Genomic DNA, 24,535 nt, shown 5'->3' on the forward strand with positions numbered 1-24,535 from the left:
GGACGCGAGGCGCGCCGCAACCGGGAACCAGAAAGCATGGCCAAGGAAAAATTCTCACGCACGAAGCCGCATTGCAACATCGGCACGATCGGTCACGTGGACCATGGCAAGACGTCGCTGACGGCGGCGATCACCAAGGTTCTGGCCGAGACGGGCGGCGCGACCTTCACGGCCTATGACCAGATCGACAAGGCCCCGGAAGAGCGCGCCCGCGGCATCACCATCTCGACGGCCCATGTCGAGTATGAGACCGCCAATCGCCACTACGCCCACGTCGACTGCCCCGGCCACGCCGATTATGTGAAGAACATGATCACCGGCGCCGCGCAGATGGACGGCGCGATCCTCGTCGTCTCCGCCGCCGACGGCCCGATGCCGCAGACCCGCGAGCACATTCTGCTCGCCCGCCAGGTCGGCGTGCCGGCGCTGGTCGTGTTCCTGAACAAGGTCGACATGGTCGACGATCCGGAGCTGCTCGAGCTCGTCGAGCTCGAGGTTCGCGAGCTGCTGTCGAAATACGAGTTCCCCGGCGACGATATTCCGATCACCAAGGGCTCGGCCCTGGCGGCGCTCGAGAATAAGACGCCCGAGATCGGCCATGACGCGATCCTGAAGCTGATGCAGACGGTCGACGAATATATCCCGCAGCCGGAGCGCCCGAAGGATCAGCCCTTCCTTATGCCGGTCGAGGACGTGTTCTCGATCTCGGGCCGCGGCACGGTGGTGACGGGCCGCGTGGAGCGCGGCATCGTCAAGGTCGGCGAGGAAGTCGAGATCGTCGGCATTCGCCCGACGGTGAAGACGACCGTGACCGGCGTCGAAATGTTCCGCAAGCTGCTCGATCAGGGCGAGGCGGGCGACAATATCGGCGCGCTGCTGCGCGGCACCAAGCGCGAGGACGTGGAGCGCGGCCAGGTGCTGTCGAAGCCGGGTTCGGTGAAGCCGCACACCAAGTTCAAGGCGGAAGCCTATATTCTGACGAAGGAAGAGGGCGGCCGTCATACGCCGTTCTTCACCAACTATCGTCCGCAGTTCTACTTCCGCACGACGGACGTGACCGGCATCGTGACGCTCCCCGAGGGCGTGGAGATGGTGATGCCGGGCGATAATGTGGCGATGGAGGTGAACCTCATCGTTCCGATCGCCATGGAGGAGAAGCTGCGCTTCGCCATCCGCGAAGGCGGCCGCACGGTTGGAGCAGGCGTGGTCGCCTCGATCATCGAGTGATCGCAGCGAGCACACCGTCGCGACAACCGCATTCAGGTCGGCGCGAGCGCGAAACATCGCGCTCGCGCTCGGCGCCGGCGTCGTCGCCTCGATCATCGAATAAAAAAGCGAGCCTTTAGGGCTCGCTTCGAAAAAAGGGACTGCGAGCCTCGAGGCTCGCGGTCCCAAGTCGGGGAGAAGAGAGTTGTAGGCCGTCAGGCCGCGAGCTGCTCCTCGAGGAGGATCGCCGGCAGGCGCGCATCCTCGGAGGCTTCGGTCTCGTCATGGCTCGGATGCATCACCTCGAGCGCCGCGGCGACGGCCGAAATGCCGATCTCGCGATAGAGGCGGGCGAGCAGATCATGCGGACGGTCGGCAGATTGCGCTTCGCTGAAATCGGTGGCGACGAGCTTCGACATGGCGGCTACTCTCTACTGAATGGTTGAGGGACGCTCGAGGAATGCGTGCATTTGATTTAAAGTCTCCCTTACCCCGGTAAACTATTCGTAAAATCGCGGAGCCCGCCGCGCATCTTCCGCATGTGGCTGTGGATGAGCCGCGCCGCGATCGATGCTATGATCGCTCCATGCTGCGCCATATCCCAGAAGAGCCCGTCTCCAACGCCGCGGTCTGGTGCCGGCGGCTCGCCGTTTTCTCTCTGCCGGTCGCGGCGATCGCCGTGATCCTCGCGCGCGCCAATGCGGTGGAGCCGCAGGCCTCGCTCGCCGTGCTCGGCGGCGCGATCGTGGTGGCGCTCGTCGCGCTGCTGCTGTTTCTCGCCGCCTGCGTCGTCATCTGGCAGGAGGGCCGGCGCGGGCTGGGCGAGGCGCTCGGCGGCGCCTTTCTCGCGGCGGTGACGCTCGGCTATCCGGCCTATCTCGCCGTCCAGGCCGTGCGCCTGCCCGTGCTCTCGGACGTCTCGACCGACACGGCGGATCCGCCGCGCTTCTCCACCTCGCGCGCGGCCGTGGCGGCGCGCGCCGGCTTCACGCCCGCCGGCTTCGACGCCGACACTGCGGAGCGGCAAAGGGACGGTTATCCGGACATAGAGCCGATCGTCGTCGATCTCGAGCCGGACGAGGCCTATCAGCTGGTGCTGGAGACCGCGCAGAGCCGCGGCTGGCGCGTCATCGACCAGCGCCCGCCCGGCGGCCGGTCCGGCGTCGGCCATCTCGATTTTCTCGACCGCACATTGGTGATGGGCTTTGCCGACGACATCGCCGTGCGGCTGCGTCCGCTCGCCGGCCAGACGCGCATAGACGTGCGCTCCGCCTCGCGCTACGGGCGCCATGATTTCGGCGCCAACGCCAAGCGCATCCGGCAATTTGCGGAGGAGCTGCAGGCGGGGCTGAACGAGAAGTGAGGGAGTAGGGAGTTTGTAGCGAATAGCGAATAGAACTGAGACGCCGCTATTCGCTATTCGTTACTCCCTATTCGCTCGCCCTGAAATACCGCGCCTCCAATGTCGCCGGCCCATCGCAGCGGGCGAGGCCGCGCTCGATCAAGTCTTCGAGATGCGCGAAGACGGAGAGCGCCGCCGCCCTTTGCAGCCGCGCGTCGAAGCCCTCATAGATGCGCGCGACAATGACGGCGATCGTCTCGTCGCCGGCCTCGAGGCGCTCGAGGATGGCGGCCTCGCGCTGCCGGCGATGGTGGAGCAGCGCGCGCAAATAGCGCTGCGGCTCCTTCACCGGCCCGCCATGGGCCGGCCAGTAGAGGCGATCGTCGCGCCAGCGCAGCTTCTCCAGCGAGGCGAAATATTCGCTCATGGAGCCGTCCGGGGGCGCGATGACGGTCGTGGCCCAGCCCATCACATGATCGCCGGTGAAGAGCGTCGCCTCCTCGGCCAGCGCGAAGCAGAGATGGTTGGTCGTATGGCCCGGCGTCGCGACGGCCTCGATGGTGAGGCCGCCGAAGCTGAGGCGGTCGCCATCGGCGAGGGACATGTCGGGCGCGTATGTTTTGTCATGCGAGGCGTCGAGGCCGGGGCCTGTGACCGAAAGATCGGGCGGCGGCGCATAAGGCGCGCAGCCGGCGATAGTCGCGCCGGTCCTCTCCGCCAGAATGCGCGCGGCCGGCGAATGGTCGCGATGCGTATGGGTGACGAGCAGATAGCGCAGCGTCTCGCCCGCTACGGCGGCGAGCAGCGCCTCTATGTGCGAGGCGTCCGCCGGGCCGGGGTCGATGATCGCCACCTCGCCCTCGCCGACGATGTAGCTGCACGTGCCCGTATAGGTGAAGGCGCCGGGATTGGGCGCGACGATGCGGCGCGTCAGCCGCGAAACGCGTTGCAGCGCGCCCGGCGGAGAGTCGAATGTGGTGAGAAAATCATCTGGGCTCATTGAAAATTGCGTCCCTTCGGAATGGGCTCGCGCGCCTTGGCGCCGCGCGATTGCTCGAGCAGGCGCAGATCGGCGCTCAGATCCTCGATCTTCTGCGCGATCACATGGACGACGCCGGATTCATTCTGCACGCGCCCCGTGACCGACACCAGCCGCGCGCCGATGACCTCGGGACGCTGCCGCTCGAACAGTTTCGGCCAGACGACGATATTGGCGATTCCCGTCTCGTCCTCGATCGTCATGAAGATGACGCCGCTCGCCGAGCCCGGCCTCTGCCGCACCAGCACGAGGCCGGCGACCGTCACGCGCGCGCCTTGGCCCGTTGCCCCCTCCCTCACACCCCCCCGTTGCGCGGAATCTCGATGAAGCGCGGAGCCTGCTCCCTCTCCCGCTTGCGGGGGAGGGTTGGGGAGGGGGCCGCCGCCGAGCATTGCGCAAGGCTTAATTCCTTTCGCTTCCAGCCGCCCACGCAGAAACGCCATGGGATGCGCTTTCAGCGACAGTGACAAAAAGCGATAATCCTCCACCACCTCGGCCCCGAGCGGCATGGGCGGAAGGTTCGCGTCCTCCTCCTGCGGCGCGAAGGAGAGCGCGCGCAGCAGGGGGAGCTCGTCCTTGTCGCCGGCGCGGTTGAGCGCCTGCACGGCCCAGAGCGCATCGCGGCGCGGCAGGCCGAGCGAGGCGAAGGCGCCGGCCTCCGCCAAGCGCTCCAGCGTCGCCGGCTCGAGCCCGCCGCGCAGCCACAGATCGCGCACGGAATCATAGCCCGCGCCGCGCCGCGCCACGAGGCGCTTCATATCCGCCTCGCGCAGGCCGACGATCTGGCGGAAGCCGAGCCGCACGTCATGCGTGGCGCGAATGTCGCCGGCCATGCAGGCGTGGCGCGAATGCCGCGGCGTCGCCTGCGCGCGCGTCTCCAGCGCGCAATCCCAATCGGAGAAATTCACATCGACCTCATGCACGCCGACGCCGTGCTCCTGCGCATCGCGCACGATCTGCGCCGGCGCATAGAAGCCCATGGGCTGCGAATTCAACAAGGCGCAGCAGAACGCGTCCGGGTAGCGGCATTTGAGCCAGGCGGAGGCATAGACGAGCAAAGCGAAAGAGGCCGCGTGACTCTCGGGGAAGCCATAGGAGCCGAAGCCTTCGATCTGGCTCCAGCAGCGCTCGGCGAAATCGCGGCTATAGCCGCGCGCCTCCATGCCCGCGAGCATTTTGGCGCGGAAGGTTCCGATCGTGCCGACGCGCTTGAAGGTCGCCATGGCGCGGCGCAGACGGTCCGCCTCGTCCGGCGTGAAGCCGCCGGCGACAATGGCGATGCGCATCGCCTGCTCCTGGAACAAGGGCACGCCGAGCGTCTTGCGCAGCACCTCCTCGAGCTCCGGCGATGGAAAGGAGACCTCCTCCTTGCCGATGCGACGACGCAGATAAGGATGCACCATATCGCCCTGAATGGGACCGGGGCGCACGATCGCAACCTCGATGACGAGATCGTAGAATTCGCGCGGCTGCAGCCGCGGCAGCATGGACATTTGTGCGCGGCTCTCGATCTGGAACACGCCGATCGTATCGGCGCGCGAGATCATGTCATAGACGCTCGCTTCTCCCGGCGGGATCGACGAGAGGCGATGCACGACGCCATAGCGCTCGGCCAGCAGGGCGAGGCCCTTGCGCAGGCAGGTGAGCATTCCGAGCGCCAGCACGTCGATCTTCAATATGCGCAGCGCGTCGAGATCGTCCTTGTCCCATTCGATCGTCGTGCGGCCTTCCATGGCGGCGGGCGCGAGCGGAACGATCTCGTCCAGCCGATCGCGCGTGATGACGAAACCGCCCGTATGTTGCGAGAGATGGCGCGGAAAGCCGGTCAGCTCGCGCGTCAGCTCGAGGGCCTTGGCGAGACGCGGCTCGCGCTCACCCTCCCCTTTAGGGGGAGGGTCGGACCGCGAAGCGGTCCGGGGTGGGGTCATCCCCGAGACTCGGGGAGTCACCCCCTCCCGATCGCCTTCGGCGCTCGACCTCCCCCCTCCAGGGGGAGGTGGCGACGCCTCTCCTTGCGCCTTTTCTCGCTCGCCCGAGCGGCCCCACACATTGCCGGAAAGCCGCGAGACGACATCGGCGGAAAGGCCGAAAGCCTTGCCGACCTCGCGAATGGCCGAGCGCGAGCGATAGGAGACGACCGTCGCGGTGAGGCCGGCGCGCTCGCGGCCATAGCGCGCGTAGATATATTGCATCACCTCTTCGCGCCGCTCATGCTCGAAATCGACGTCTATGTCCGGCGGTTCGTTGCGCGCGGCGGAGACGAAGCGCTCGAAGAGGAGATCATGCTTCGCCGGATCGACCTCGGTGACGCCGAGGCAGAAGCAGACGACGGAATTGGCGGCCGAGCCGCGCCCCTGCGCGAGAATTTCCTTTGCGCGTGCGAAACGCACAATGTCGTGCACGGTGAGGAAATAGGCTGCGTAGCCGAGCTCGGTGATCAGCTGCAGCTCATGGCGCAGCAGCGCCTCGACCTTTTCGGGAACGCCGTTCGGATAGCGCGTCCGCGCGCCCTCCCGCGCGTAATGTTCGAGCGCCTCCTGCTCGCTGGAAAAACCTTCGCGCAATTCGCTCGGATAATTATGCGCGAGCGCGTCGAGGCTGAAGGAGAGACCGTCCAGAAAGCGCGTCGTCTCCTCGAGCGCCTGCGGCGTTTGGGCGAAAAGCCGCGCCATTTCCGCGCCGCTCTTCAGCGCGCGCTCGGCGTTGGCGGAGAGGAGATAGCCGGCGTCGTCGAGCGTCGTCTTCTCGCGCACGCAGGCGAGAATGTCGGCGAGCGGACGGCGCTCGGGGACATGCATATTGGCGTCATTCACCGCGATGAGCGGCAGGCCCGTCTCGCGCGAGAGCGCGATGCGGCGAGCGAGGGCGGCGCGCATATCGACGCCATAGAGCGCGGTCGCCGCCAGCCATAGCCGGCCGCATGCGGCCGCGAGCAAGGCGGGGGCAAGCGCCGCGCCCTCCATCGCGATGAGCTGCTGGCCATCGGCGAATTCTAAGAGATCGTCGAGGAAAAGGCGGCACTCGCCCTTCTGCGCGCGCATATTGCCGCGCGTAAGAAGCCGGCACAGGCGCCCATAGGCGGCGCGGTCCTGCGGATAGCAGAGAACATCCGGAGTCTCGTCGGCAAAGACGAGGCGCGCGCCAATGGCGAGGCGAAAACCGGGCGCTTCGGCCGCATGCTCGCGCAGATAGGAATGGGCGCGCACCACGCCGGCGAGCGAATTGCGATCGGCGACGCCTATGCCGATATGGCCGAGCGCCATCGCCTGCGCGACCATCTCCTCGGGATGCGAGGCGCCGCGCAGGAAGGAGAAATTGGTCGCAGTCGCGAGCTCGGCGTAGCGGGACATATAGGGATCATATCAGCAACCGGCCGCCGCGGCTCCTTCTCCCGCGCGCGGGAGAAGGTGGCCCCGCGAAGCGGGGTCGGATGAGGGTCCTCGCAGCGCTCGCGCTGTCCCATGGCGCCGCATCGGCGGACGGACCCTCATCCGTCACGCATTCGCGTGACACCTTCTCCCACGAATGGGAGAAGGAGCGCGAACTGGTTCAGCTTTGCTCGTCTTTCTTGCGCCGCGCCGCCTTCTTCGGCTCGCGCCGCGGGCCTTCCACCAGCCGCACCACCACGCCCCAGAGCGTGCGCACATCCTGCTCGGTCATGTTCATGCGGTGGAACATGTTGCGCAGATTGCGCGACATCACCGGCTTCTTCGTCTCGGGCCGGAAGAACTGCCGCTCGTCGAGATGCTTCTCCAAATAGTCGAAGAAGGCGAGCGTCATCTCGCGGGTGGCGGGGGGGGAGCGCTCGATGACGTCGAAGGGCAGCGTCTCGCCATGGGCGTAGCGGAACCATTCATAGCCGGTGAGCAGCACAGCCTGCGCCAGATTGAGCGAGGCATAGGCGGGATTGACCGGAAAGGTGAGGATCGAATCGGCGAGCGCGACATCGTCATTGTCGAGGCCGGTGCGCTCCGGGCCAAACATCACGCCATGGCGCTCGCCCGATTTGATGCGCAGGACGGTATCGGACATTGCGGTCGCGGGCGTCACCACGGGCTTCACTTGGCCGCGCCCGCGCGCCGTCGCCGCATAGACGAAGGAGAGATCGGCGATCGCCTCGCGCACGGTCTCGTAGAGCTTGGCCGAATCGAGCAGATGCGCGGCGCCAGCGGCGGCGGCGTAAGAGGCCTCGCGATAGACGGGATCGCGTGTCGGCCAGCCCTCGCGCGGCGCGACGAGCCGCAGATCGGAGAGGCCGAAATTGGCCATGGCGCGCGCGCACATGCCGATATTGACCGCGAGCTGCGGCCGCACGAGCACAATGGTCGGCCCGCCCTCGAGGCTTTGCTTGGTGTGGTCGGTACCGGCGCCGGTCACGGGATCAATGCTCGGTCTCGCCCATCACGGCGTCGGCGTCCCGCCGTGAGTGCACGATGTCGATGATATCGAGCCTGTCGTCGCTATAGCGCATGAAGATCACGAAACCTCGGAAAGGAAAGCTGCGCAGGCCGGGCGCGAGATCGTCGCGAGGCCTGCCGAGAATAGCGGGCAGTTCCGCGAGCTTCACGCATTTGTCCCGAATGCGCCGCACGATCGGCGAAGCGAGCGCTTCCGCACCCATTTCGATCGTCAGATATTCGAGAAGATCGCCGAGGCTTCGTCGCGCCGCGCTCGAATAGACGAGTCGGCGCAAATCAATATCCTCGCGCTTTCAGTTCCTGGGCTCTCTTATCGAGATAAGCGGCCACCTCTTCGTCGCTGTGCTCGCCCCCTTCTGCCAGCGACGCCTCTATCGTCTCGCGCAGCGCCTTCAGTTTGGCTTCGCGCTCCTCGACGAGGCGCAGGCCCTCGCGCATCACCTCGGTCGCCGAAGCGTAGCGGCCCTGCTTGACGAGGGAATCGATGAACTCTTCCCAATGCTTGCCGACGGATACGTTCATGGCGAGCCTCCTCGGGGTTTTATAGCACGATATGCGCATATCGTGCTATTGGAAACGCCGGTCGAATTCTCTCGGCGAGCGCGCCGTGAGCGTCGGCGCCTGAACATTCGGCAGCCGTCGATCAAAATCGCCTTTCAGAAAAGCGCGAACGCGACTGCGCGACGCAGATTTGCCTATGGCGCCTGCTTTGCCTTGCGGCAGGCGCGCGCTATAAGGCCGGCGGCTCACGCGGGGAGAGGCATTTCATGAGCAAGATCAAGGTCGCGAATCCGGTCGTCGAGCTCGACGGCGACGAGATGACCCGGATCATCTGGGCCTATATCAAGGACAAGCTCATCCACCCTTACCTCGATCTCGAGCTGCTCTATTACGATCTCTCCATTCAGAACCGCGACGCGACCAATGATCAGGTGACGATCGACGCCGCCGAGGCGATCAAGACGCATGGCGTCGGCGTCAAATGCGCCACCATCACGCCGGACGAAGCCCGCGTGCAGGAATTCGGCCTGAAGGAAATGTGGAAGTCGCCCAACGGCACGATCCGCAATATTCTGGGCGGCGTCATCTTCCGCGAGCCGATCATCGCCAAGAATGTTCCGCGCCTCGTGCCCGGCTGGACGCAGCCGATCGTCATCGGCCGCCACGCCTTCGGCGATCAATATCGCGCCGTCGATTTCCGCACGCCCGGCAAGGGTCGGCTGACGATGAAGTTCGAGGGCGACGATGGGGCGGTGATCGAGAAGGAAGTGTTCCGCTTCCCCGGCGCCGGCGTCGCAATGGCGATGTACAATCTCGACGAGTCGATCCGCGAATTCGCGCGCGCCTCGATGAATTACGCGCTGAACCGCAAATTCCCGCTCTATCTCTCGACCAAGAACACGATTTTGAAAGCCTATGACGGGCGCTTCAAGGATCTGTTCCAGGAAGTGTTCGACGCCGAGTTCAAAACGCAATTCCAGGCGCAGGGCCTCACCTATGAGCATCGCCTCATTGACGATATGGTCGCCTCGGCGCTCAAATGGTCCGGCGGCTATGTGTGGGCCTGCAAGAATTACGATGGCGACGTGCAGTCGGATACGGTGGCGCAGGGCTTCGGCTCGCTCGGCCTGATGACGAGCGTGCTGATGACGCCGGACGGCAAGACCGTCGAGGCGGAGGCCGCGCATGGCACGGTGACGCGCCATTATCGCGAGCATCAGAAGGGCCACGCGACCTCGACCAATTCCATCGCCTCCATCTTCGCCTGGACGCGCGCGCTCGCGCATCGCGCCAAGCTCGACGGCAATGAGGCGCTGGCGCGCTTCGCGCTGACGCTCGAGCAGGTCTGCGTCTCCACGGTGGAGCAGGGCTTCATGACCAAGGATCTGGCGCTGCTCGTCGGCCATAATCAGAAATGGCTGTCGACCACCGGCTTCCTCGACAAGATCGATTCCAATCTCGCAGCCGCGCTTTCGCTCGGTAAATGAGCGCGCGACGAAGTGATTGTGCAACCCGAGCGGCGCGGCTATATAGACGCCGCGTTCAGGCTTAGGGAGGATTCGCGGCAATGGCGGTGGATCTAGACGCGAGCTACAGACCGTCCGAGCAAGAAGATTTCATGAATGATCGGCAGCGCGAGTATTTTCGGCGCAAGCTGCTCGCGTGGAAGGACGAGATACTGCAGGAGAGCCGCGACACGCTCGCCACTCTGCAGAGCGAGAACGAGAACCACCCCGACCTTGCGGATCGCGCTTCGTCGGAGACCGATCGCGCGATCGAGCTTCGCGCTCGCGACCGGCAGAGGAAGCTGATCTCCAAGATCGACGCCGCTCTGGCGCGGCTCGAGGACGGCACCTATGGCTATTGCGAGGAGACGGGCGAGCCGATTTCGCTGAAGCGTCTCGACGCGAGGCCGATCGCCACTCTGTCGATCGAGGCGCAGGAGCGGCATGAGCGTCGTGAGCGCGTCTATCGGGACGACTGACGGCTTCTCTTCTTTTTCGGTCAGATGCAAACCAAAGCGCCCGCGGAAAATCTCCGCGGGCGCTGTTTTATTTTCAGGGCTTGGATTCCGGCCGACCCAGCAGACGGGCCATTTCGGCCTCCAGCGAGTCGAGCGGATCTGGCTCGGCGAGCGGCGGCGCGGGCTCCTCCGGCGCAGGCGGCGGGGGCGGCGGCGGTTCGACAGCCACGGGCTCCGGCGGCGGCTCAGGAGCGGGCGGATGCGGCGGTTCCTCGGGAGCGGGCGGCGGCGGAGGGGGACCTCGGCGGCCGGCGGCGGGACCGGCGGCTTGGCGGCGCGCGACAGGAAAGGCGGCGGCGCGGGCCGCGGCGGGCGCGGCGTCGGGGTGAAGGGCGGGCGCTGCGGCGTGAAGCGCGGCGTTCCGGCGCGGGCAGGCGCCTCGGGCGCGGGCGGCGGAGCGGGCTTGGAGGGCGGAGGGCCGAACAGATCCGGCGGCAGCGGCGCGAGACCGGCCGACGGAGGCGGCGCAGGCTCGACCGGCGCCTTGGGAGCCTCGCTCTCCACGGGCGAAGAGGCCGGGCCGAGCGTCGGCGGAAAAGACGGGGTCGGCGTAGGGGCGTGAGCCGGCGCCTGCGGCGCGGCGGAAGGGCCGAGCGGCCAGCCGGGGCCGGCGGAGGGAGCCTCTTTCTCGCGCGGGCGCTGCTCGCGGGCCTCGACCCGGCTGATCGACGCCTCGACCAAGAGATCATTCGGCCCGCCGATGAGCAGGAGATGCTCGACATTGTCGCGGCGCACGATAACGAGCTGCCGATCGCCGTCGACATCGAAAGTATCGACGATATCGAGCCGGCGCGGCCGGTTGCGCGGCCCTGGAGCCTTGATGCGTCGTCCGAACAAGAGCCGGTAGATATAGACGAGCAGCAGCGCCGCGAACAGGAATGCGACAATTGCGGCGAGTATCGGCAGGAGCTGCGACTGTGTGATGCTGGACGGCATGAATCGATTTTTCTTTCGTCGTGACGCGGCGCGAGAATGCAGTCTATCAGCGTTGGACGCAAGCGCGCCTCAAAGGTTAAGCAATGGTTAATAGTGCATTCTTCGTGATTCGCGCTTGCGGAAAATGCGCAAGGACATTGCCATGAGCCCCGGCCGGGGCCATTGTTCCGCCTGATTCTGCCTGCGCCGCAGCGTTTGTGGGCGCAGGAGCCCATCCGACGGCGAGAGACGGCCCGAGATACGGCCAATGAGGCGGCCCATGAAACGATTCATGAGACGATTCCCGTGACCGACAGGACGGCGCCGCCCGCCTATGACCGCACCGAACGCCCCGGCAATGTCGGCCTGGTCCTCGCGCTCGCCATCGCCCTCGTGGGCTCGATCGTCGTGGCCTCGCTGCTGCCGGCGCCAGTCGCGCCCAAATTCGCCGTCGGCCTGCTGGCGCTGCTGGCCGTCGCCGGCGTTTTCTGCGCCTTCGCCTATGCCGTTGGATTTTTGCGCTTTCCGGGCCGTTCCGCGCGGCTCGACGTCGCCCGTCAGATCGCCGATTCCTTCTCCGAGGGGCTGCTCGTCACCGAGGGCGACACGCAGATCGTCTACGCTAACGACGCCTATCTCGAGCTGTGCGGCTCGCGCGATCCGGCCGGGCTGCTGACGGTCGAGCGGCTGTTCTCCGGGCCGGCGGAAGTCTCGGAAGCGATCTATCGCCTCGCCCAGGCGGCCCGCGCCAGGCGCGCCCATGTCGAGGATGTGCGGCTCGTTCCGCCGCTGACCGGGGACGCCGAGGTCGGCTGGTATCGCATTCGCGTGCGTCCGCTCGAGCGCGACGGCGCGCGCCACACGAATCTGTGGACAGTCGTCGACGCCACCGCCGATCGCCAGCGCCAGGAGAATGTCTTCCAGGAGCTCCAGCACGCGATCGACTTCCTCGACCATGCGCCGGCGGGCTTTTTCTCGGCCGGCCCGGACGGGGCGATCTCCTATATGAACAAGACGCTGGCGGGCTGGCTCGGCTACGACCTCACCCAGGTCGGCTCGGGCGGCGTCTCGCTCGCCGATATCGTCGCCAATAATGGCTCGACTCTGCTCACCGCCATCACCGGCGGCTCGGGCGAGGTGCGCACCGCGCAGATCGACCTCGATCTGAAGCGCCGCAACGGCCGCTCTCTGCCGGTGCGGCTGCTGCATCGCGTCGCCTTCGGCCAGGACGGCGCGCCGGGCGCCTCGCGGACCTTGGTGCTCAACCGCACCGCCGGCGAGGAGCCGGAGGAGGATCTGCGCGCCGCAGAAGTACGTTTCGCGCGCTTCTTCAATTCGACGCCCATGGCCATCGCCGCCGTCGATCCCGACGGCAAGGTCACGCGCTCCAACGCCGCCTTCGCCAAGCTGCTGCCGCAGGCGCTGAAGGGCGCCGCCGCCTGGCCGGTGCTGGCCAGCGTCGTCGAGCGCGACCGCGCCGCGCTGAAGGAGGCGATCGCCGCCGCTCTGGACAATCGTGGCGACGTGCCGCCCATCGACGCCGCGCTGCAGGAGGAGGACGGACTGCCGACGCGCTCGGCGCGCTTCTTCGTCGCCCCCTCGGAGGACGCCGGCAAAAAGGGCGCGACCATCTATGCGCTCGACACCACCGAGCATCGCAAGCTGCAGGAGGGCTTCGCCCAATCGCAGAAAATGCAGGCGGTCGGCCAGCTCGCCGGCGGCGTGGCGCATGATTTCAACAATATGCTCACCGCCATCATCGGCTATTCGGACCTGCTGCTCGCCAATCACCGGCCGACCGATCCGTCCTTCCAGGACATCATCCAGATCAAGCAGACGGCCAATCGCGCCGCCGGCCTCACCCGGCAGCTGCTCGCCTTCTCGCGCCGCCAGACCTTGCGGCCGCAGGTGCTGCAGCTCGGCGACGTGCTGTCGGAGCTGCAATTGCTGCTGCGCCGTCTCGTCGGCGAGAAGGTCGAGGTCGATCTCAAGCACGGCCGCGATCTGTGGTTCGTGAAGGCCGACATCAATCAATTCGAGCAGGTCATCATCAATCTGGTGGTGAACGCCCGCGACGCCATGCCGGAATCGGGCGGGCGCATCCAGCTGCGCACGCGCAATGTCGCTGCGGGCGAATGCGCCGCCTTCGGCGAGGCTTCGCTGACGCCGGCCGAATATGTGCTGATCGAGGTCGAGGACAATGGCGCCGGCATAGCGCCGGATGTGATGGCCAAGATTTTCGAGCCCTTCTTCACCACCAAGGAGGTCGGCAAAGGCACGGGCCTCGGCCTGTCGATGGTGTTCGGAATCGTCAAGCAGTCGGGCGGTTTCGTTTTCCCGGCCAGCGAGCTCGGACGCGGAACAGTGTTTCGCATCTTCCTGCCGCGCCATGTGCCCGAGGTCCGCGAGGTCGCCGCCAAGCCCGAGGCCGCCAAGCCCGCCGCCGATTACACGGGGCAGGGGACCATATTGCTGGTCGAGGATGAGGACGCCGTGCGCGCCTTCGCGGCCCGGGCGCTCGGCTCGCGCGGCTATAAGGTGATGGAGGCCGCCTCCGGCCTCGAGGCGCTGGAAGTGGTGGAGCGCGAGGGCCAGCGCATCGACCTCATCGTGTCTGACGTGGTGATGCCGGAAATGGACGGCCCCGCCATGTTCGCGGAATTGCGCAAGCGCGGCGTGACGGCGAAAGTGGTGTTCGTCTCGGGCTACGCCGAGGAGGCGTTCGCCAAGAATCTGCCGGAGGGCGATTTCGGCTTTTTGCCGAAGCCTTTCAGCCTGAAGCAGCTGATCGAGACGGTGAAGGCGAGCCTGGGGTGAGCTGACAAATGTAAATCGATGTTTTACAATGGCGGCTGGATCGAGTGATCGCGAGCTTTCGGCACAAGGGACTAAAGCGGCTGTTCGAGCAGGACGATCCAAAGGGCGTCAGCGCTGACCAGCTGCGCAAGATCAAGCAGATCCTCGCTCTGCTGGACATTGCCGAAGTTCCGGCCGACATGGATTTGGCGACTTTTCGGCTGCATGCGCTCAAAGGCGAGCTGCATGGCTTCTGGTCGATCACGGTTCGCGCGAATTGGCGGATCGTTTTTCGTTTGGAAAAGGGAGAGGTCTCAGATGTCGACCTCGTCGACTATCACTGAGCGAGGCTGATCATGGCGATGAAAAACCCTCCTCATCCGGGGCAGACCATCGGAGACAGCATCGAGGAAATGGGCGTTTCTGTGAGCGAGGCGGCAAAAGCTCTCGGCGTCACCCGGCAACAGCTGCATAACGTCATAGCCGGGCGATCGGCGATAACGCCCGAGATGGCGTTCCGCCTGGAGACGGCGCTCGGAAGCACGGCCGATGCTTGGCTTCGTCTGCAGGCGAACCATGACCTCTCGCTGGTGCGCGCTAGAGCCGGGTCGATCAAGGTCGAACGGCTCTTCCCAAAATCCGCATGACGTCAACAGGTCGATGAGCGCTCACGCCCTGACGACGCCCAGAAAATCGCCTATATCCCCGCCATGACCCGCACCGCCCTCTACACCGGCTCCTTCGATCCGCTGACCCTCGGCCATTTGGACGTGATCCGGGCCGGGGCGAGCCTATGCGACAGCCTCGTCATCGCCATAGGCGCGCATCCGGGCAAGACGCCGCTGATCCCGCTCGATGAGCGCGTCTCGCTGATCGAGACGGTCTGCGCCGGACTCGAGGAGGCGCGCTCCTGCCGCTTCGAAGTCGTCTCCTTCGCCGGGCTCGCGGTGGAGGCGGCGCGCGAGCATGGCGCAGGGCTGATCCTGCGCGGATTGCGCGACGGCTCCGATTTCGACTATGAAATGCAGATGGCGGGGATGAATCTCGCCATGGCGCCGGAGATCAGGACCATTTTTCACCCTTCGTCTCCAGCGGTTCGTCACATTACTGCGACGCTCGTGCGGCAGATCGCCTCGCTCGGAGGCGATGTCTCGGCCTTTGTTCCGCCAGAGGCGGCGGAGGCTCTGCGCCGCGCGCTCTCCAGACGCTGACAGAAAACAACGCAAAGGGAGGCTCGATTGCCTATCGATCGCCGCAGCTTCACGCTCGCCGCTCTCGCCGCCGCTTCCGCCTGCGCAGCCCGCGCCGAGGATGCGCCCGAGCATACGCTCTATCTCGACACCAAGGACGGCCGCATCGTCATCAAGCTGCGCGCCGACATAGCGCCCAAGCATGTGGCGCAGATCGAGACCTTGGCCAAGCGTCATTTCTACGACGGAATCGTCTTCCACCGCGTCATCGACGGCTTCATGGCCCAGACCGGCGATCCGACCGGCACGGGCATGGGCAAGTCCGACCTGCCGAACATCCCCGCCGAATTCTCCAAGGAGAAATTCGTGCGCGGCACTCTGGGCATGGCGCGCAGCCAGAACCCGGACTCGGCCAATTCGCAATTCTTCATCTGCCTCGCGCCGGCGCGCTATCTCGAGGAGCAATATACGGTGATCGGCGAGGTCGTCTCCGGCATGGATGTCGTCGACAAGATCAAGAAGGGCGACAAGGCCGACAATGGCAAGGTGACGAGCCCGGACAAGATCATCAAGCTGCGCCTCGCCGGCGACAATAGCTGATCGCGCCTTCTCGCGCTGCAATCCGAGCGCCGCGGCCCTCGGATTGCTTCGCCGGGCGAAAATGCAAAACCGACAGGAGTGGACATGTCCGAAAATCTGAAGCTCGAGACGACGCAGGGCGACGTTCTGATCAAGCTGCGTCCCGATCTCGCGCCCAACCATGTGGCGCATATCAAGAAGCTCGTCTCCGAAGGCTTCTATGACGGGATCGTGTTCCACCGCGTCATCGACGGATTCATGGCGCAGACCGGCTGTCCGCACGGCACCGGCACCGGCGGCTCGAAATATCCCGATCTGAAGCAGGAGTTCAACGCCGAGCCGCATGTGCGCGGCACCTGCTCCATGGCGCGCGCGCAGAACCCGGATTCCGCCAATTCGCAATTCTTCATCTGCTTCGACGACGCCCGCTTCCTCGACAAGAAATATACGGTGTGGGGCGAGGTGATCTCCGGCATGGAGAATGTCGACAAGATCAAGCGCGGCGAGCCGGTGAAGGACCCGGACAAGATCGTCAAGGCCTCGCTGGTCTGATTTCGGCCGCTTATGAAAGTTCGCGTTCCCTTCTCCCGCTTGCGGGAGAAGGTGGCCCGGCGCAGCCGGGTCGGATGAGGGCTCTCGCCATCGCCCTCGTCGAACAAATTTCGAGGCGGCGCCGATCGAGCGGCGGCGCCCTCATCCGACCCTCGTTGACGCGAGGGCCACCTTCTCCCACGCGTGGGAGAAGGAGTCGCGCACGCAGGCTTCGCAAAAACACTCATGCGCGTCGATCTCTTCGATTTCGAGCTTCCGCGAGACCGGATCGCGCTGCGTCCCGCCGAGCCGCGCGACAGCGCGCGTCTGCTCGTCGCGCCGCCGGACGGCGCCTTTCTCGACCGCTCCATTCGCGATCTGCCGGACTTCCTCGCGCCCGGCGACGCGCTCGTCGTCAATGACACGCGCGTCATTCATGCGCGTCTCTCCGGCTTTCGCGCGCGCGGCGAAACGCGCGCTCATATAGAGGCGACGCTCATCGAACGCGTCGCGGCCGATCGTTGGCGCGCGCTGGTCAAGCCGGCGAAGAAGCTCGCTATCGGCGAGACCGTGCGCTTCGGCGCGGATGGCGCGCTCGCGGCGACGGCGCTCGAGAAGGGCGAGAATGGCGAGATATTGCTCGGCTTCGCGCTCGCGGGCGCCGCGCTGGACGAAGCCGTGGAGGCCGCCGGCGTCATGCCGCTGCCGCCCTATATCGCCGGCCAACGCGCCGCCGACGCACGCGACGAGACCGACTATCAAACCCTGTTCGCCGCCAACGCCGGCGCTGTCGCCGCGCCGACGGCGGGGCTGCATTTCACGCCGCGCCTCGTCGAGGAGCTGCAGGCGAAGGGCGTCGCGCTGCATCGCGTGACGCTGCATGTCGGCGCCGGGACGTTTCTTCCGGTGAAGGTCGAGGATACGGCCGGGCATAAGATGCATTCCGAATGGGGACGCGTCGACGCCGCCACCGCGCGCGCATTGAACGAGACGCGCGCGCGGGGAGGGCGCATCGTCGCTGTGGGAACGACCGCATTGCGCGTGCTGGAGAGCGCTGCGCGCGAGGACGGAACGCTCGCGGAATTCGCGAGCGACACGGCGATCTTCATCACGCCCGGCTATCGTTTCCGCGCCGTCGACGCGCTGCTCACCAATTTCCATTTGCCGCGCTCGACCTTGTTCATGCTGATCTGCGCCTTCGCCGGCCTCGAGCGCATGCGAACGGCCTACGCCCATGCGATCGCTTGCGGCTATCGCTTCTATTCCTACGGCGACGCTTGCCTGCTGCTGCGCAAATGAGCGAGCCGGCTTTCCTCGATGTGCGCGTGCTGGCGCTCTGGCGCGACGATCGCACCGAATGTCCGCTGACGCTCGATCTACGCATAGACGCCGACAGCCGCCGCGTGATCTCGCATTGGGAGACATTCGGCGCCTGCGATCTTTCCGGCGGCAAATGTCGGCCTTTCGTGCTGCGGCGCGACGGCGCTCTGGATTTCGGCGTCGGCGCGGCGGAAGCGTGGCGCACCGATCTGCGCAGTGTCGTCATCAAGGTCGGCGAGCGCTTCGCCATGCATTGGAACGAGCGCGATTTCGGTGTTTATGAGATCGTCAAAGTGGCGTCTCTCGGCGCCAAGAGCTGAGTGAGAGAGACGCATGACCGAGCAATTTTCTTTTCGGCTGCTGGCGAAGGACGGCGCGGCGCGGCGCGGCCTCGTCTCGACGCCGCGCGGCGACATACGCACGCCGGCCTTCATGCCCGTCGGCACGGCGGCGACGGTCAAGGCGATGTTTCCGCAGGATGTGCGCGCGACCGGCGCCGATATCGTGCTCGGCAATGTCTATCATCTGATGCTGCGCCCCGGCGCGGAGCGCGTCGCCGCGCTCGGCGGCCTGCATAAATTCATGAATTGGCCGCATCCGATCCTCACCGATTCCGGCGGCTTTCAAGTGATGTCGCTATCGAAGCTGCGCAAGCTGAACGAGGAGGGCGTCGCCTTCCAATCCCATATCGACGGCTCGCGTCACATGCTGACGCCCGAGCGCTCGATGGAGATTCAGCGTCTGCTCGACTCCGACATTCACATGCAATTCGACGAATGCGTGCGCCTGCCTTGCACGGATGCGGAGGCCGAGCGCGCTATGCGCCTCTCGCTGCGCTGGGCGGAGCGTTCGCGCAAGGCGTTCGGCGACGCCAGAGGCAAGGCGCTGTTCGGCATCGTGCAGGGCGGCGCCTCGCCGCCGCTGCGGATAGAGAGCGCGAAGGCGCTGGCGGCCATGGATTTCCATGGCCTCGCCATAGGCGGCCTCGCCGTCGGCGAGCCGCAGGATGTGATGCTGGCGATGCTCGACATTGTCATTCCGCATCTGCCCGAGGAGAAGCCGCGCTATCTCATGGGCGTCGGCACGCCGGACGATATCGTGCAATCCGTGCTGCGCGGCGTCGATATGTTCGATTGCGTGATGCCGACGCGCGCCGGGCGCCATGGCCTCGCCTACACGCGCTTCGGCCGCGTAAATCTTCGTAATGCGCGTCATGCCGACGACGCCGCGCCGCTCGACGAAGGCGCCGCCTGCGCCTCGGCGCGCGACTATTCCCGCGCCTATCTGCATCATCTGGTGAAGGCGCAAGAAATCCTCGGCATGATGCTGCTGACAGAGATCAATGTCGCCTATTATCAGGAGCTGATGGCGGGCCTGCGCGAGGCGATAGAGCAGGGGCGTCTCGCCGATTTCATTGCGCAGACGAAGGAAGGCTGGGCGCGCGGAGAGGCGAAGGCGCTATAGTCGGCGTGAACAAGGGTGATTCATGCCCCAAGCGCTCGCTCGCAATCTCGCCTGCTCGACCGATTCTCTTCAAGCAGAGCTGCTCGCCTTCGACGCTTTCGGCGCGCCGACGCGGCGGATAGAGGAGGAAGGCCTCCTCTATCTCGTCAATGAATTCTGGACCTCGGCGCAGCGGCAGGCGCATTCGCTGCACGAGATCAGCTATCGCGCCTGCTTCAAGCCGCAGTTGCCGGGCTTTTTCATCTCGCGCCTCACCTCGCCGGGAGACGCCGTGCTCGATCCCTTCATGGGCCGCGGCACGACGCCGCTCGAGGCTGCGCTGCAAGGGCGGCGGCCCATGGGCGCGGACATTAATCCGCTCTCCATTCTGCTGACGCGTCCACGCCTGTCGCCGCCGCCGCTCGCGGCCATAGAGAAACGCCTCGGCGAAATCCCTTGGGAGCAAGGCGAGATCGAGCGAAGCGATCTTCTCGTCTTCTATCATCCCGAGACTTTACGCCGCCTCTGCGCGCTGCGTCGCCATTTGCTCGAGCGCGACACGGATGAGGTCGACGATTGGATTCGCATGGTCGCGATCAATCGCCTGACCGGCCATTCGCCCGGCTTTTTCTCGGTCTATTCGCTGCCGCCGAACCAGGCGGTTTCCATCGAGGCACAGGCCAAGATCAACGCCAAGCGCGAGCAGATGCCGCCCTTGCGCGATGTGGCGGCGCTCATCCTGCGCAAATCGCGCGCGCTTCTCGCCGATGGCGCGCCGCCGCCGCATCCGCCCGCCGTGCTCGCCACCAGCGAAGCCTGGCGCGCGCCCTATGCCGGCGAGGCGGAAGTTCAGCTCATCGTCACCTCGCCGCCCTTTCTGGATGTCGTGCAATATGCGAGCGACAATTGGCTGCGCAATTGGTTCGCCGGTGTCGATACGGATGCGGTGCGCATTTCCGCGCATCGCAGCGAGGCGGAGTGGGAGCGAATGGTGCGCGCCTGCCTCGCGGAATTCGCGCGCATCGTCGCGCCCGGCGGACATGTCGCCTTCGAGGTCGGCGAGGTGCGCGGCGGAAAGGTCCTGCTTGAGCGACTGGTCTGGCGCGCGGCGGAGGGCTTGCCTTTCGAGCGGCTCTTTGTGCTGGTCAACAGCCAGAGCTTCACCAAGACCAGCAATTGCTGGGGCGTCGGCAATAACGCCAAGGGCACTAACACGAACCGCGTGGTGACGCTGAGGCGGATGTGATCACGCGCGCTATTCCGGGCGAAAAAACGCGAGCTGCACTTTTCCGTCCTGCACGATGATGGTCCATTCGCTGCGTCCGCGTTCATGCTCGACGCTATAGACGTCTCCGATCTCGCCCACCCGTCTGAGCGCCACCGACCGCACGGCGCCGATAGCGCCGAGCGTCGACTGAAACGCCGACAGCTGCGCTCGAATAGGAGCCGCCATCCGCTCCGAAATCAGATCGTAATTTGGCTGCCCAGCGGCGAATTCCTCGGCGAGCCGCCGCACGGCGATCTCGCCGCCGTCGTAGGGCGTCGTTCGGACATATACTTTTTCGAGGAGCGATTCTTCGCTCCATTGCGAAAGCTCTGCGCTCGCCGTCGGGAGCGCAGCCTCTTTCGTCGTCGGCCGACCCGCGACGACGGCCTCGACCGCCACAGCGAAGGCGGCGTCGGGATCGACGCGAACATCCGGCTCGACGCCGCGTCCTTCCCAATTGGACTTGGTTATCGGATTTTCGGCGCGGCCCGAGGGGACGAATACGCCGAGCCCACTCCCGAGCGGCAAGACCCCGCCCGGATTGGCGCCGCCTTTCGTCGTCGCTCCGATCACCTGCGCTCTGCCCAGAGTCTTCATGTCATAGACGAATTCTTCGCCGCCGGAAAAAGTCTGCGGGCCGGCGAGAATATAGAGCGGCGTCGCGAAGTGCTGGACTGGCGTCGGCTCCGTCCAAAACGCGTCCTTTCGAAAATTCATGGTCCCACGCTCGCGCCAGACGAGGTCGTTGACGTGCACAGGCCGCGCAGAATCGAAGAAGAAACTGCACAGATAAGCGACTGAGGCGGGATCGCCGCCGCCATTGCCCCGCAGATCTACGATCAACGCGTCTACGTCGGCGAGGAGCCGCATCGCCGAATTGGCGGGCTCCTTGAAACTCGCCAGCGGGATGAAGCGCGCCAACCGGACATAGCCGATGTTTCCTTTGAGGCGGTCGACGCGCTCGAAGCCGCTCCGGCTCGCAGGCTGGCTCGCGGGGGCGCGCAGACCGTCGGGAATGGGTCTAGGGAGGCGGATCACCCGCAGATGCGCGTCCGGGACCACTGCCTGCAGGTCGGAGGTCAATCTCGATGCGAGCTGTTCGGGCGTTTCGATCGCGGCGTAGTCGCCCGCGGCGGCCGCGTTTTCAATCGTTCTCGCCGCCGACTCGCCCTTGTCTGGGTCGACATAGGCGACGCGAATTTCTGTGGCGGCTCGCTCGACGATCTGCCGGATGGCGTCGTCGCCGAATGCAATGTCCGGCGCGAGGGATTCCGCGGCGCCGGCCTCGGGCGCGTGGGCCAAGCCGAGAAGAAGCGAAAGGAAGAAAAACCTTGCTGGCTGCGCCATGGAAGCTTCCAATGAAAAATCGTCGAGCAATAGGCGGTCTGCGGGCGCTCGCGGACAGAACAAAGATTTACCCGACGGCCGAGCGCGTGATAGGCGTCGTCGGCGGCGCCCGCGCATTCCCGTGAAGCCGTCGCGATCCTCGATTCATCTTAACATCTCGGCGACGACTCAACCAGCGGCGCCATAGCCGAAGTCCGTCAACCCTCTTCGAGTAGAACGCCGTTCCAATGTAACCGTCCGGGATCGAGCATCATGACCTCCAAAACCACCCGCGATATCGCCGCCGGCGCCTGCGTCGCTTGCGCCGCCGCCGCCGCCGCGATTCCGCCAGGCTTCGTGCGGCTCGCCGATCTCGCGCCGCAGATCGTGCAGGACATGCGCTACGCCGGCGCCGATAATTTCACCGGCCGTTCCGTGCCCGGCTACAAGGCCGCGCAATGCTGGCTGCGCGAGGACGCCGCCAAGGCGCTCATCGCCGTGCAGGGCGAGGCGAAGCGCCAAGGCTTCGAGCTCATCCTCTATGATTGCTACCGCCCGCGTCGCGCGGTCGCCGCCTTCATCGATTGGGCGAAAGGCCCGGACGAGAGCATGAAGGCGCAATATTATCCGCATGAGAACAAGCGCGATCTGTTCGCGCGCGGCTATATCGCCGAAAAATCATCGCATTCCACCGGGCTCGCCGTTGATCTCGGCGTGCTGGGCTGGGATTTCGGCACGCCTTTCGACTATTTCGACGAGCGCTCCTGGACCGCGAACAAGGATGTGAGTGCGCAGGCGCAGGAGCATCGCCGCCGCCTCGAGACGCTGATGCGCAGCCATGGCTTTCACAATCTGCCGACCGAATGGTGGCACTTCGCCTTCGCCGGCGCGGGCGAGGCGCCGAGCTATGACGTCGAGATCGAGTAATCAGCCGCTCTTGCCGAGCCGCTCGAACAAATAGCCGAGCATGCCGAGCGAGAGCTCCGTCTCCGGCGAGAACACCCGGCCGATGTTCTGACTCTCCAGCAGCTTCGCCTCCTCCTCGTCGCGCGCGCGTAGCGCCACGTCCACGGCGGGATTGACCCTCCGCGCCGTAGTGATCGTTTTCTGCAGGTCGCAGCTGTCGGGCGTCGTCGAGACGATCAGCGCGCGCGCCCGCGCGATATGGGCCTGCGCCAGAGTTGCGGGCTCGGAGGCGTCGCCGCAGACGGCGGCGATATCTCGTGACCGCAGCGCCTCCACCAATTCACGATTCTGCTCGATGACGACGAAGGGCGCGCCCCATTCCAGCAGCTTCTCGCCGATGCGGCTCCCGACACGGCCATAGCCGACCAGCACGATCTGGCCGGCGAGGCGGGAATCGTCGACGTCGGGCGGCAGCTCCGCCAGCGGATCGAGAGAGCGCGCTCTTTGTCCGAGCCGCGCGCGGATCGGCTCTATGGACACGAAGACGAGCGAGTTGAGCGCGATGGAGACCAGCGCGCCGGCGAGGATCAGATTGCGGCCGTCCGGCGAGATGAGGCCGAGCGAGACGCCGAGCCCGGCCAGAATGAAGGAGAATTCGCCGATCTGCGCCAGGCTGGCGCCGACGGTCAGCGCCGTGTCCAGCGGATAGCGCAGCGCGAGGGTGAGGCCGACGGCGGCGAGCGTCTTGCCCACCATCACAATGCCGACGACGGCGAGCACGCGCCAAGGCTCCTCGACGAAAGCGCGCGGATCGAAGGCCATGCCGACCGAGACGAAGAACAGGACGGAGAAAGCGTCGCGCAGCGGCAGGGATTCATCGGCGGCGCGATGGCTGAACTCGGATTCGCGCATCATCATGCCGGCGAAAAAGGCGCCCAGCGCGAAGGAGACGTCGAAGAGTTTGGCCGAGCCATAGGCGACGCCGATCGCCGTGGCCACGACGCAGAGCGTGAACAGCTCGCGCGAGCCGACGCCCGCCACCCAGAACAGGAGGCGCGGGAACAGCCAGCGCCCGACCACCAGCATCAAAATGACGAAGGCCGCCACTTTGGCGAGCGTCAGGCCGACGATCGGCCAAAGGTTCGTCCCGCCCGCCATGGCGTCTGGATCGCCGCCGCCGAGCAGGCCGGCGGCCGGCGGCAGCAGCACCAGCAGCAGCACGGTCGCCAAATCCTCGACGACGAGCCAGCCGACCGCGATGCGGCCGTTGATCGTGTCCATCTCGCCGCGCTCCTCCAGCGCGCGCAGCAGCACCACGGTGCTGGCGCAGGAGAGCGAGAGGCCGAAGATCAGCGCCGCGCCGAAATGCCAGCCCCAATAGCTGGCGACGCCGACGCCGAGCGCCGTCGCTATGGCCATTTGCACGACCGCTCCCGGCGCGGCGATGCGGCGGACGGAGAGGAGGTCGTCGAGCGAGAGGTGCAGGCCGACGCCGAACATCAGCAGAATAATGCCGATCTCGGCGAGCTGATCGGCGAGCGCCACATCGGCGACGAAGCCGGGCGTCGCCGGGCCGATCAATATTCCGGCGAAGAGATAGCCGACCAGCGGGGAGAGCCGCAGCTTGGCGGCGATGAGCCCCATGAACAGCGCGAGGCCGAGCGCGGCGGCGAGGGTCGTGATGAGATCGACGCCGTGTTGCATCTTCCCTCCTGAAATCAAGACCCTCGAAT

26 protein-coding genes are annotated in these 24,535 nt (G+C 65.8%); 17 read left to right on the plus strand and 9 right to left on the minus strand.

Annotated features, from left to right (window positions below; genetic code table 11):
* Positions 1 to 36: 36 nt before the first annotated feature.
* Positions 37 to 1,227, plus strand: coding sequence for an elongation factor Tu (gene tuf, locus K369_RS02555; RefSeq protein WP_018265311.1), 1,191 nt, complete (start codon positions 37 to 39; stop codon positions 1,225 to 1,227).
* Between the two features lie 194 nt (positions 1,228 to 1,421).
* Here the strand turns inward: tuf and K369_RS02560 are convergent, their stop codons facing one another.
* Entirely contained in the window at positions 1,422 to 1,625 is a 204-nt protein-coding gene (locus K369_RS02560; protein ID WP_036287071.1) for a hypothetical protein, read from the minus strand.
* Positions 1,626 to 1,792: 167 nt separating this feature from the next.
* Here K369_RS02560 and K369_RS02565 point away from each other — a divergent pair, with 167 nt between their 5' ends.
* On the plus strand, positions 1,793 to 2,569 hold the full coding sequence (locus K369_RS02565; RefSeq protein ID WP_036287696.1) for a DUF1499 domain-containing protein: 777 nt from the start codon (positions 1,793 to 1,795) through the stop codon (positions 2,567 to 2,569).
* Positions 2,570 to 2,636: 67 nt separating this feature from the next.
* Here K369_RS02565 and K369_RS02570 read toward each other — a convergent pair whose 3' ends face one another.
* From K369_RS02570 to K369_RS02590, 5 genes are all read right to left on the minus strand, one after another.
* Positions 2,637 to 3,548 carry an MBL fold metallo-hydrolase gene (locus K369_RS02570; protein ID WP_036287073.1) on the minus strand — a complete coding sequence of 304 codons (912 nt, stop codon included), beginning with the start codon at positions 3,546 to 3,548 and terminating at the stop codon, positions 2,637 to 2,639.
* The gene (gene dnaE, locus K369_RS02575) at positions 3,545 to 6,937 is read right to left on the minus strand and encodes a DNA polymerase III subunit alpha (protein WP_036287076.1); all 3,393 of its coding nucleotides are present in this window, start codon (positions 6,935 to 6,937) and stop codon (positions 3,545 to 3,547) included. Before dnaE ends, K369_RS02570 begins: the two co-directional genes overlap by 4 nt.
* Positions 6,938 to 7,136: 199 nt before the next feature.
* Positions 7,137 to 7,964 carry an RNA methyltransferase gene (locus K369_RS02580; protein WP_036287079.1) on the minus strand — a complete coding sequence of 276 codons (828 nt, stop codon included), beginning with the start codon at positions 7,962 to 7,964 and terminating at the stop codon, positions 7,137 to 7,139.
* 4 nt (positions 7,965 to 7,968) lie between these two features.
* Positions 7,969 to 8,280 carry a type II toxin-antitoxin system RelE/ParE family toxin gene (locus K369_RS02585; RefSeq protein WP_018265317.1) on the minus strand — a complete coding sequence of 104 codons (312 nt, stop codon included), beginning with the start codon at positions 8,278 to 8,280 and terminating at the stop codon, positions 7,969 to 7,971.
* Between the two features lies 1 nt (position 8,281).
* Entirely contained in the window at positions 8,282 to 8,527 is a 246-nt protein-coding gene (locus K369_RS02590) for a type II toxin-antitoxin system ParD family antitoxin (RefSeq protein WP_018265318.1), read from the minus strand.
* A gap of 245 nt (positions 8,528 to 8,772) precedes the next feature.
* Here K369_RS02590 and K369_RS02600 point away from each other — a divergent pair, with 245 nt between their 5' ends.
* Positions 8,773 to 9,993 carry an NADP-dependent isocitrate dehydrogenase gene (locus tag K369_RS02600; RefSeq protein ID WP_036287085.1) on the plus strand — a complete coding sequence of 407 codons (1,221 nt, stop codon included), beginning with the start codon at positions 8,773 to 8,775 and terminating at the stop codon, positions 9,991 to 9,993.
* Positions 9,994 to 10,073: 80 nt separating this feature from the next.
* Positions 10,074 to 10,490: an RNA polymerase-binding protein DksA gene (gene dksA, locus K369_RS02605; protein ID WP_024880015.1), complete on the plus strand. Its 417-nt coding sequence runs from the start codon at positions 10,074 to 10,076 to the stop codon at positions 10,488 to 10,490.
* A 73-nt stretch (positions 10,491 to 10,563) separates the two neighbouring features.
* Here the strand turns inward: dksA and K369_RS27895 are convergent, their stop codons facing one another.
* Positions 10,564 to 10,698 carry a hypothetical protein gene (locus K369_RS27895; protein ID WP_256380970.1) on the minus strand — a complete coding sequence of 45 codons (135 nt, stop codon included), beginning with the start codon at positions 10,696 to 10,698 and terminating at the stop codon, positions 10,564 to 10,566.
* A gap of 30 nt (positions 10,699 to 10,728) precedes the next feature.
* Between K369_RS27895 and K369_RS27465 the strand changes: the two genes are divergently transcribed.
* The 12 genes from K369_RS27465 to K369_RS02660 all read left to right on the plus strand — a co-directional run bounded on the left by K369_RS27465 (position 10,729) and on the right by K369_RS02660 (position 20,549).
* A complete protein-coding gene (locus tag K369_RS27465; protein WP_245278074.1) occupies positions 10,729 to 11,091 on the plus strand; it encodes a hypothetical protein in 363 nt (120 codons plus the stop codon).
* Complete coding sequence (locus K369_RS28105) at positions 11,088 to 11,489, plus strand: hypothetical protein (protein WP_371033282.1); 402 nt, start codon at positions 11,088 to 11,090, stop codon at positions 11,487 to 11,489. The genes K369_RS27465 and K369_RS28105 overlap by 4 nt, the downstream gene beginning before the upstream one ends.
* Positions 11,490 to 11,750: 261 nt before the next feature.
* Positions 11,751 to 14,261, plus strand: coding sequence for a cell cycle histidine kinase CckA (cckA, locus tag K369_RS02615; protein ID WP_036287699.1), 2,511 nt, complete (start codon positions 11,751 to 11,753; stop codon positions 14,259 to 14,261).
* Positions 14,262 to 14,305: 44 nt separating this feature from the next.
* Complete coding sequence (locus tag K369_RS02620; RefSeq protein WP_036287088.1) at positions 14,306 to 14,584, plus strand: type II toxin-antitoxin system RelE/ParE family toxin; 279 nt, start codon at positions 14,306 to 14,308, stop codon at positions 14,582 to 14,584.
* Between the two features lie 12 nt (positions 14,585 to 14,596).
* The gene (locus K369_RS02625; RefSeq protein ID WP_036287090.1) at positions 14,597 to 14,887 is read left to right on the plus strand and encodes a HigA family addiction module antitoxin; all 291 of its coding nucleotides are present in this window, start codon (positions 14,597 to 14,599) and stop codon (positions 14,885 to 14,887) included.
* A 63-nt stretch (positions 14,888 to 14,950) separates the two neighbouring features.
* Entirely contained in the window at positions 14,951 to 15,451 is a 501-nt protein-coding gene (coaD, locus tag K369_RS02630; RefSeq protein WP_036287093.1) for a pantetheine-phosphate adenylyltransferase, read from the plus strand.
* Positions 15,452 to 15,478: 27 nt separating this feature from the next.
* Positions 15,479 to 16,030 (plus strand): peptidylprolyl isomerase, encoded by a 552-nt coding sequence (locus tag K369_RS02635; RefSeq protein WP_084570398.1) that lies wholly within the window; start codon positions 15,479 to 15,481, stop codon positions 16,028 to 16,030.
* Between the two features lie 84 nt (positions 16,031 to 16,114).
* On the plus strand, positions 16,115 to 16,561 hold the full coding sequence (locus tag K369_RS02640; protein WP_036287095.1) for a peptidylprolyl isomerase: 447 nt from the start codon (positions 16,115 to 16,117) through the stop codon (positions 16,559 to 16,561).
* Between the two features lie 225 nt (positions 16,562 to 16,786).
* Positions 16,787 to 17,839: a tRNA preQ1(34) S-adenosylmethionine ribosyltransferase-isomerase QueA gene (queA, locus tag K369_RS02645; protein WP_036287098.1), complete on the plus strand. Its 1,053-nt coding sequence runs from the start codon at positions 16,787 to 16,789 to the stop codon at positions 17,837 to 17,839.
* Positions 17,836 to 18,180: a hypothetical protein gene (locus tag K369_RS02650; RefSeq protein ID WP_036287100.1), complete on the plus strand. Its 345-nt coding sequence runs from the start codon at positions 17,836 to 17,838 to the stop codon at positions 18,178 to 18,180. The genes queA and K369_RS02650 overlap by 4 nt, the downstream gene beginning before the upstream one ends.
* Before the next feature lie 13 nt (positions 18,181 to 18,193).
* Complete coding sequence (gene tgt, locus K369_RS02655; protein WP_036287103.1) at positions 18,194 to 19,324, plus strand: tRNA guanosine(34) transglycosylase Tgt; 1,131 nt, start codon at positions 18,194 to 18,196, stop codon at positions 19,322 to 19,324.
* Positions 19,325 to 19,346: 22 nt separating this feature from the next.
* Positions 19,347 to 20,549, plus strand: coding sequence for a DNA methyltransferase (locus K369_RS02660; protein WP_036287106.1), 1,203 nt, complete (start codon positions 19,347 to 19,349; stop codon positions 20,547 to 20,549).
* A gap of 9 nt (positions 20,550 to 20,558) precedes the next feature.
* On the opposite strand, the gene K369_RS02665 is transcribed toward K369_RS02660, so the two are convergent.
* Positions 20,559 to 21,917: a S41 family peptidase gene (locus tag K369_RS02665; RefSeq protein WP_051948810.1), complete on the minus strand. Its 1,359-nt coding sequence runs from the start codon at positions 21,915 to 21,917 to the stop codon at positions 20,559 to 20,561.
* A gap of 252 nt (positions 21,918 to 22,169) precedes the next feature.
* Between K369_RS02665 and K369_RS02670 the strand changes: the two genes are divergently transcribed.
* A complete protein-coding gene (locus tag K369_RS02670; RefSeq protein ID WP_036287109.1) occupies positions 22,170 to 22,823 on the plus strand; it encodes a M15 family metallopeptidase in 654 nt (217 codons plus the stop codon).
* Here K369_RS02670 and K369_RS02675 read toward each other — a convergent pair whose 3' ends face one another.
* On the minus strand, positions 22,824 to 24,506 hold the full coding sequence (locus K369_RS02675; protein WP_036287112.1) for a cation:proton antiporter: 1,683 nt from the start codon (positions 24,504 to 24,506) through the stop codon (positions 22,824 to 22,826).
* Positions 24,507 to 24,535 lie beyond the last annotated feature (29 nt).

The organism is Methylosinus sp. PW1, from assembly GCF_000745215.1.
Lineage (GTDB): Bacteria > Pseudomonadota > Alphaproteobacteria > Rhizobiales > Beijerinckiaceae > Methylosinus.

Coding starts and splice junctions, on each gene's coding strand:
- tuf (WP_018265311.1), top strand. CDS start 37: ATGGCCAAGGAAAAATTCTCACGCACGAAGCCGCATTGCAACATCGGC.
- K369_RS02560 (WP_036287071.1), bottom strand. CDS start 1,625: ATGTCGAAGCTCGTCGCCACCGATTTCAGCGAAGCGCAATCTGCCGAC.
- K369_RS02565 (WP_036287696.1), top strand. CDS start 1,793: ATGCTGCGCCATATCCCAGAAGAGCCCGTCTCCAACGCCGCGGTCTGG.
- K369_RS02570 (WP_036287073.1), bottom strand. CDS start 3,548: ATGAGCCCAGATGATTTTCTCACCACATTCGACTCTCCGCCGGGCGCG.
- dnaE (WP_036287076.1), bottom strand. CDS start 6,937: ATGTCCCGCTACGCCGAGCTCGCGACTGCGACCAATTTCTCCTTCCTG.
- K369_RS02590 (WP_018265318.1), bottom strand. CDS start 8,527: ATGAACGTATCCGTCGGCAAGCATTGGGAAGAGTTCATCGATTCCCTC.
- K369_RS02600 (WP_036287085.1), top strand. CDS start 8,773: ATGAGCAAGATCAAGGTCGCGAATCCGGTCGTCGAGCTCGACGGCGAC.
- dksA (WP_024880015.1), top strand. CDS start 10,074: ATGGCGGTGGATCTAGACGCGAGCTACAGACCGTCCGAGCAAGAAGAT.
- K369_RS27465 (WP_245278074.1), top strand. CDS start 10,729: ATGCGGCGGTTCCTCGGGAGCGGGCGGCGGCGGAGGGGGACCTCGGCG.
- K369_RS02625 (WP_036287090.1), top strand. CDS start 14,597: ATGGCGATGAAAAACCCTCCTCATCCGGGGCAGACCATCGGAGACAGC.
- coaD (WP_036287093.1), top strand. CDS start 14,951: ATGACCCGCACCGCCCTCTACACCGGCTCCTTCGATCCGCTGACCCTC.
- K369_RS02640 (WP_036287095.1), top strand. CDS start 16,115: ATGTCCGAAAATCTGAAGCTCGAGACGACGCAGGGCGACGTTCTGATC.
- queA (WP_036287098.1), top strand. CDS start 16,787: ATGCGCGTCGATCTCTTCGATTTCGAGCTTCCGCGAGACCGGATCGCG.
- K369_RS02650 (WP_036287100.1), top strand. CDS start 17,836: ATGAGCGAGCCGGCTTTCCTCGATGTGCGCGTGCTGGCGCTCTGGCGC.
- tgt (WP_036287103.1), top strand. CDS start 18,194: ATGACCGAGCAATTTTCTTTTCGGCTGCTGGCGAAGGACGGCGCGGCG.
- K369_RS02660 (WP_036287106.1), top strand. CDS start 19,347: ATGCCCCAAGCGCTCGCTCGCAATCTCGCCTGCTCGACCGATTCTCTT.
- K369_RS02665 (WP_051948810.1), bottom strand. CDS start 21,917: ATGGCGCAGCCAGCAAGGTTTTTCTTCCTTTCGCTTCTTCTCGGCTTG.
- K369_RS02670 (WP_036287109.1), top strand. CDS start 22,170: ATGACCTCCAAAACCACCCGCGATATCGCCGCCGGCGCCTGCGTCGCT.
- K369_RS02675 (WP_036287112.1), bottom strand. CDS start 24,506: ATGCAACACGGCGTCGATCTCATCACGACCCTCGCCGCCGCGCTCGGC.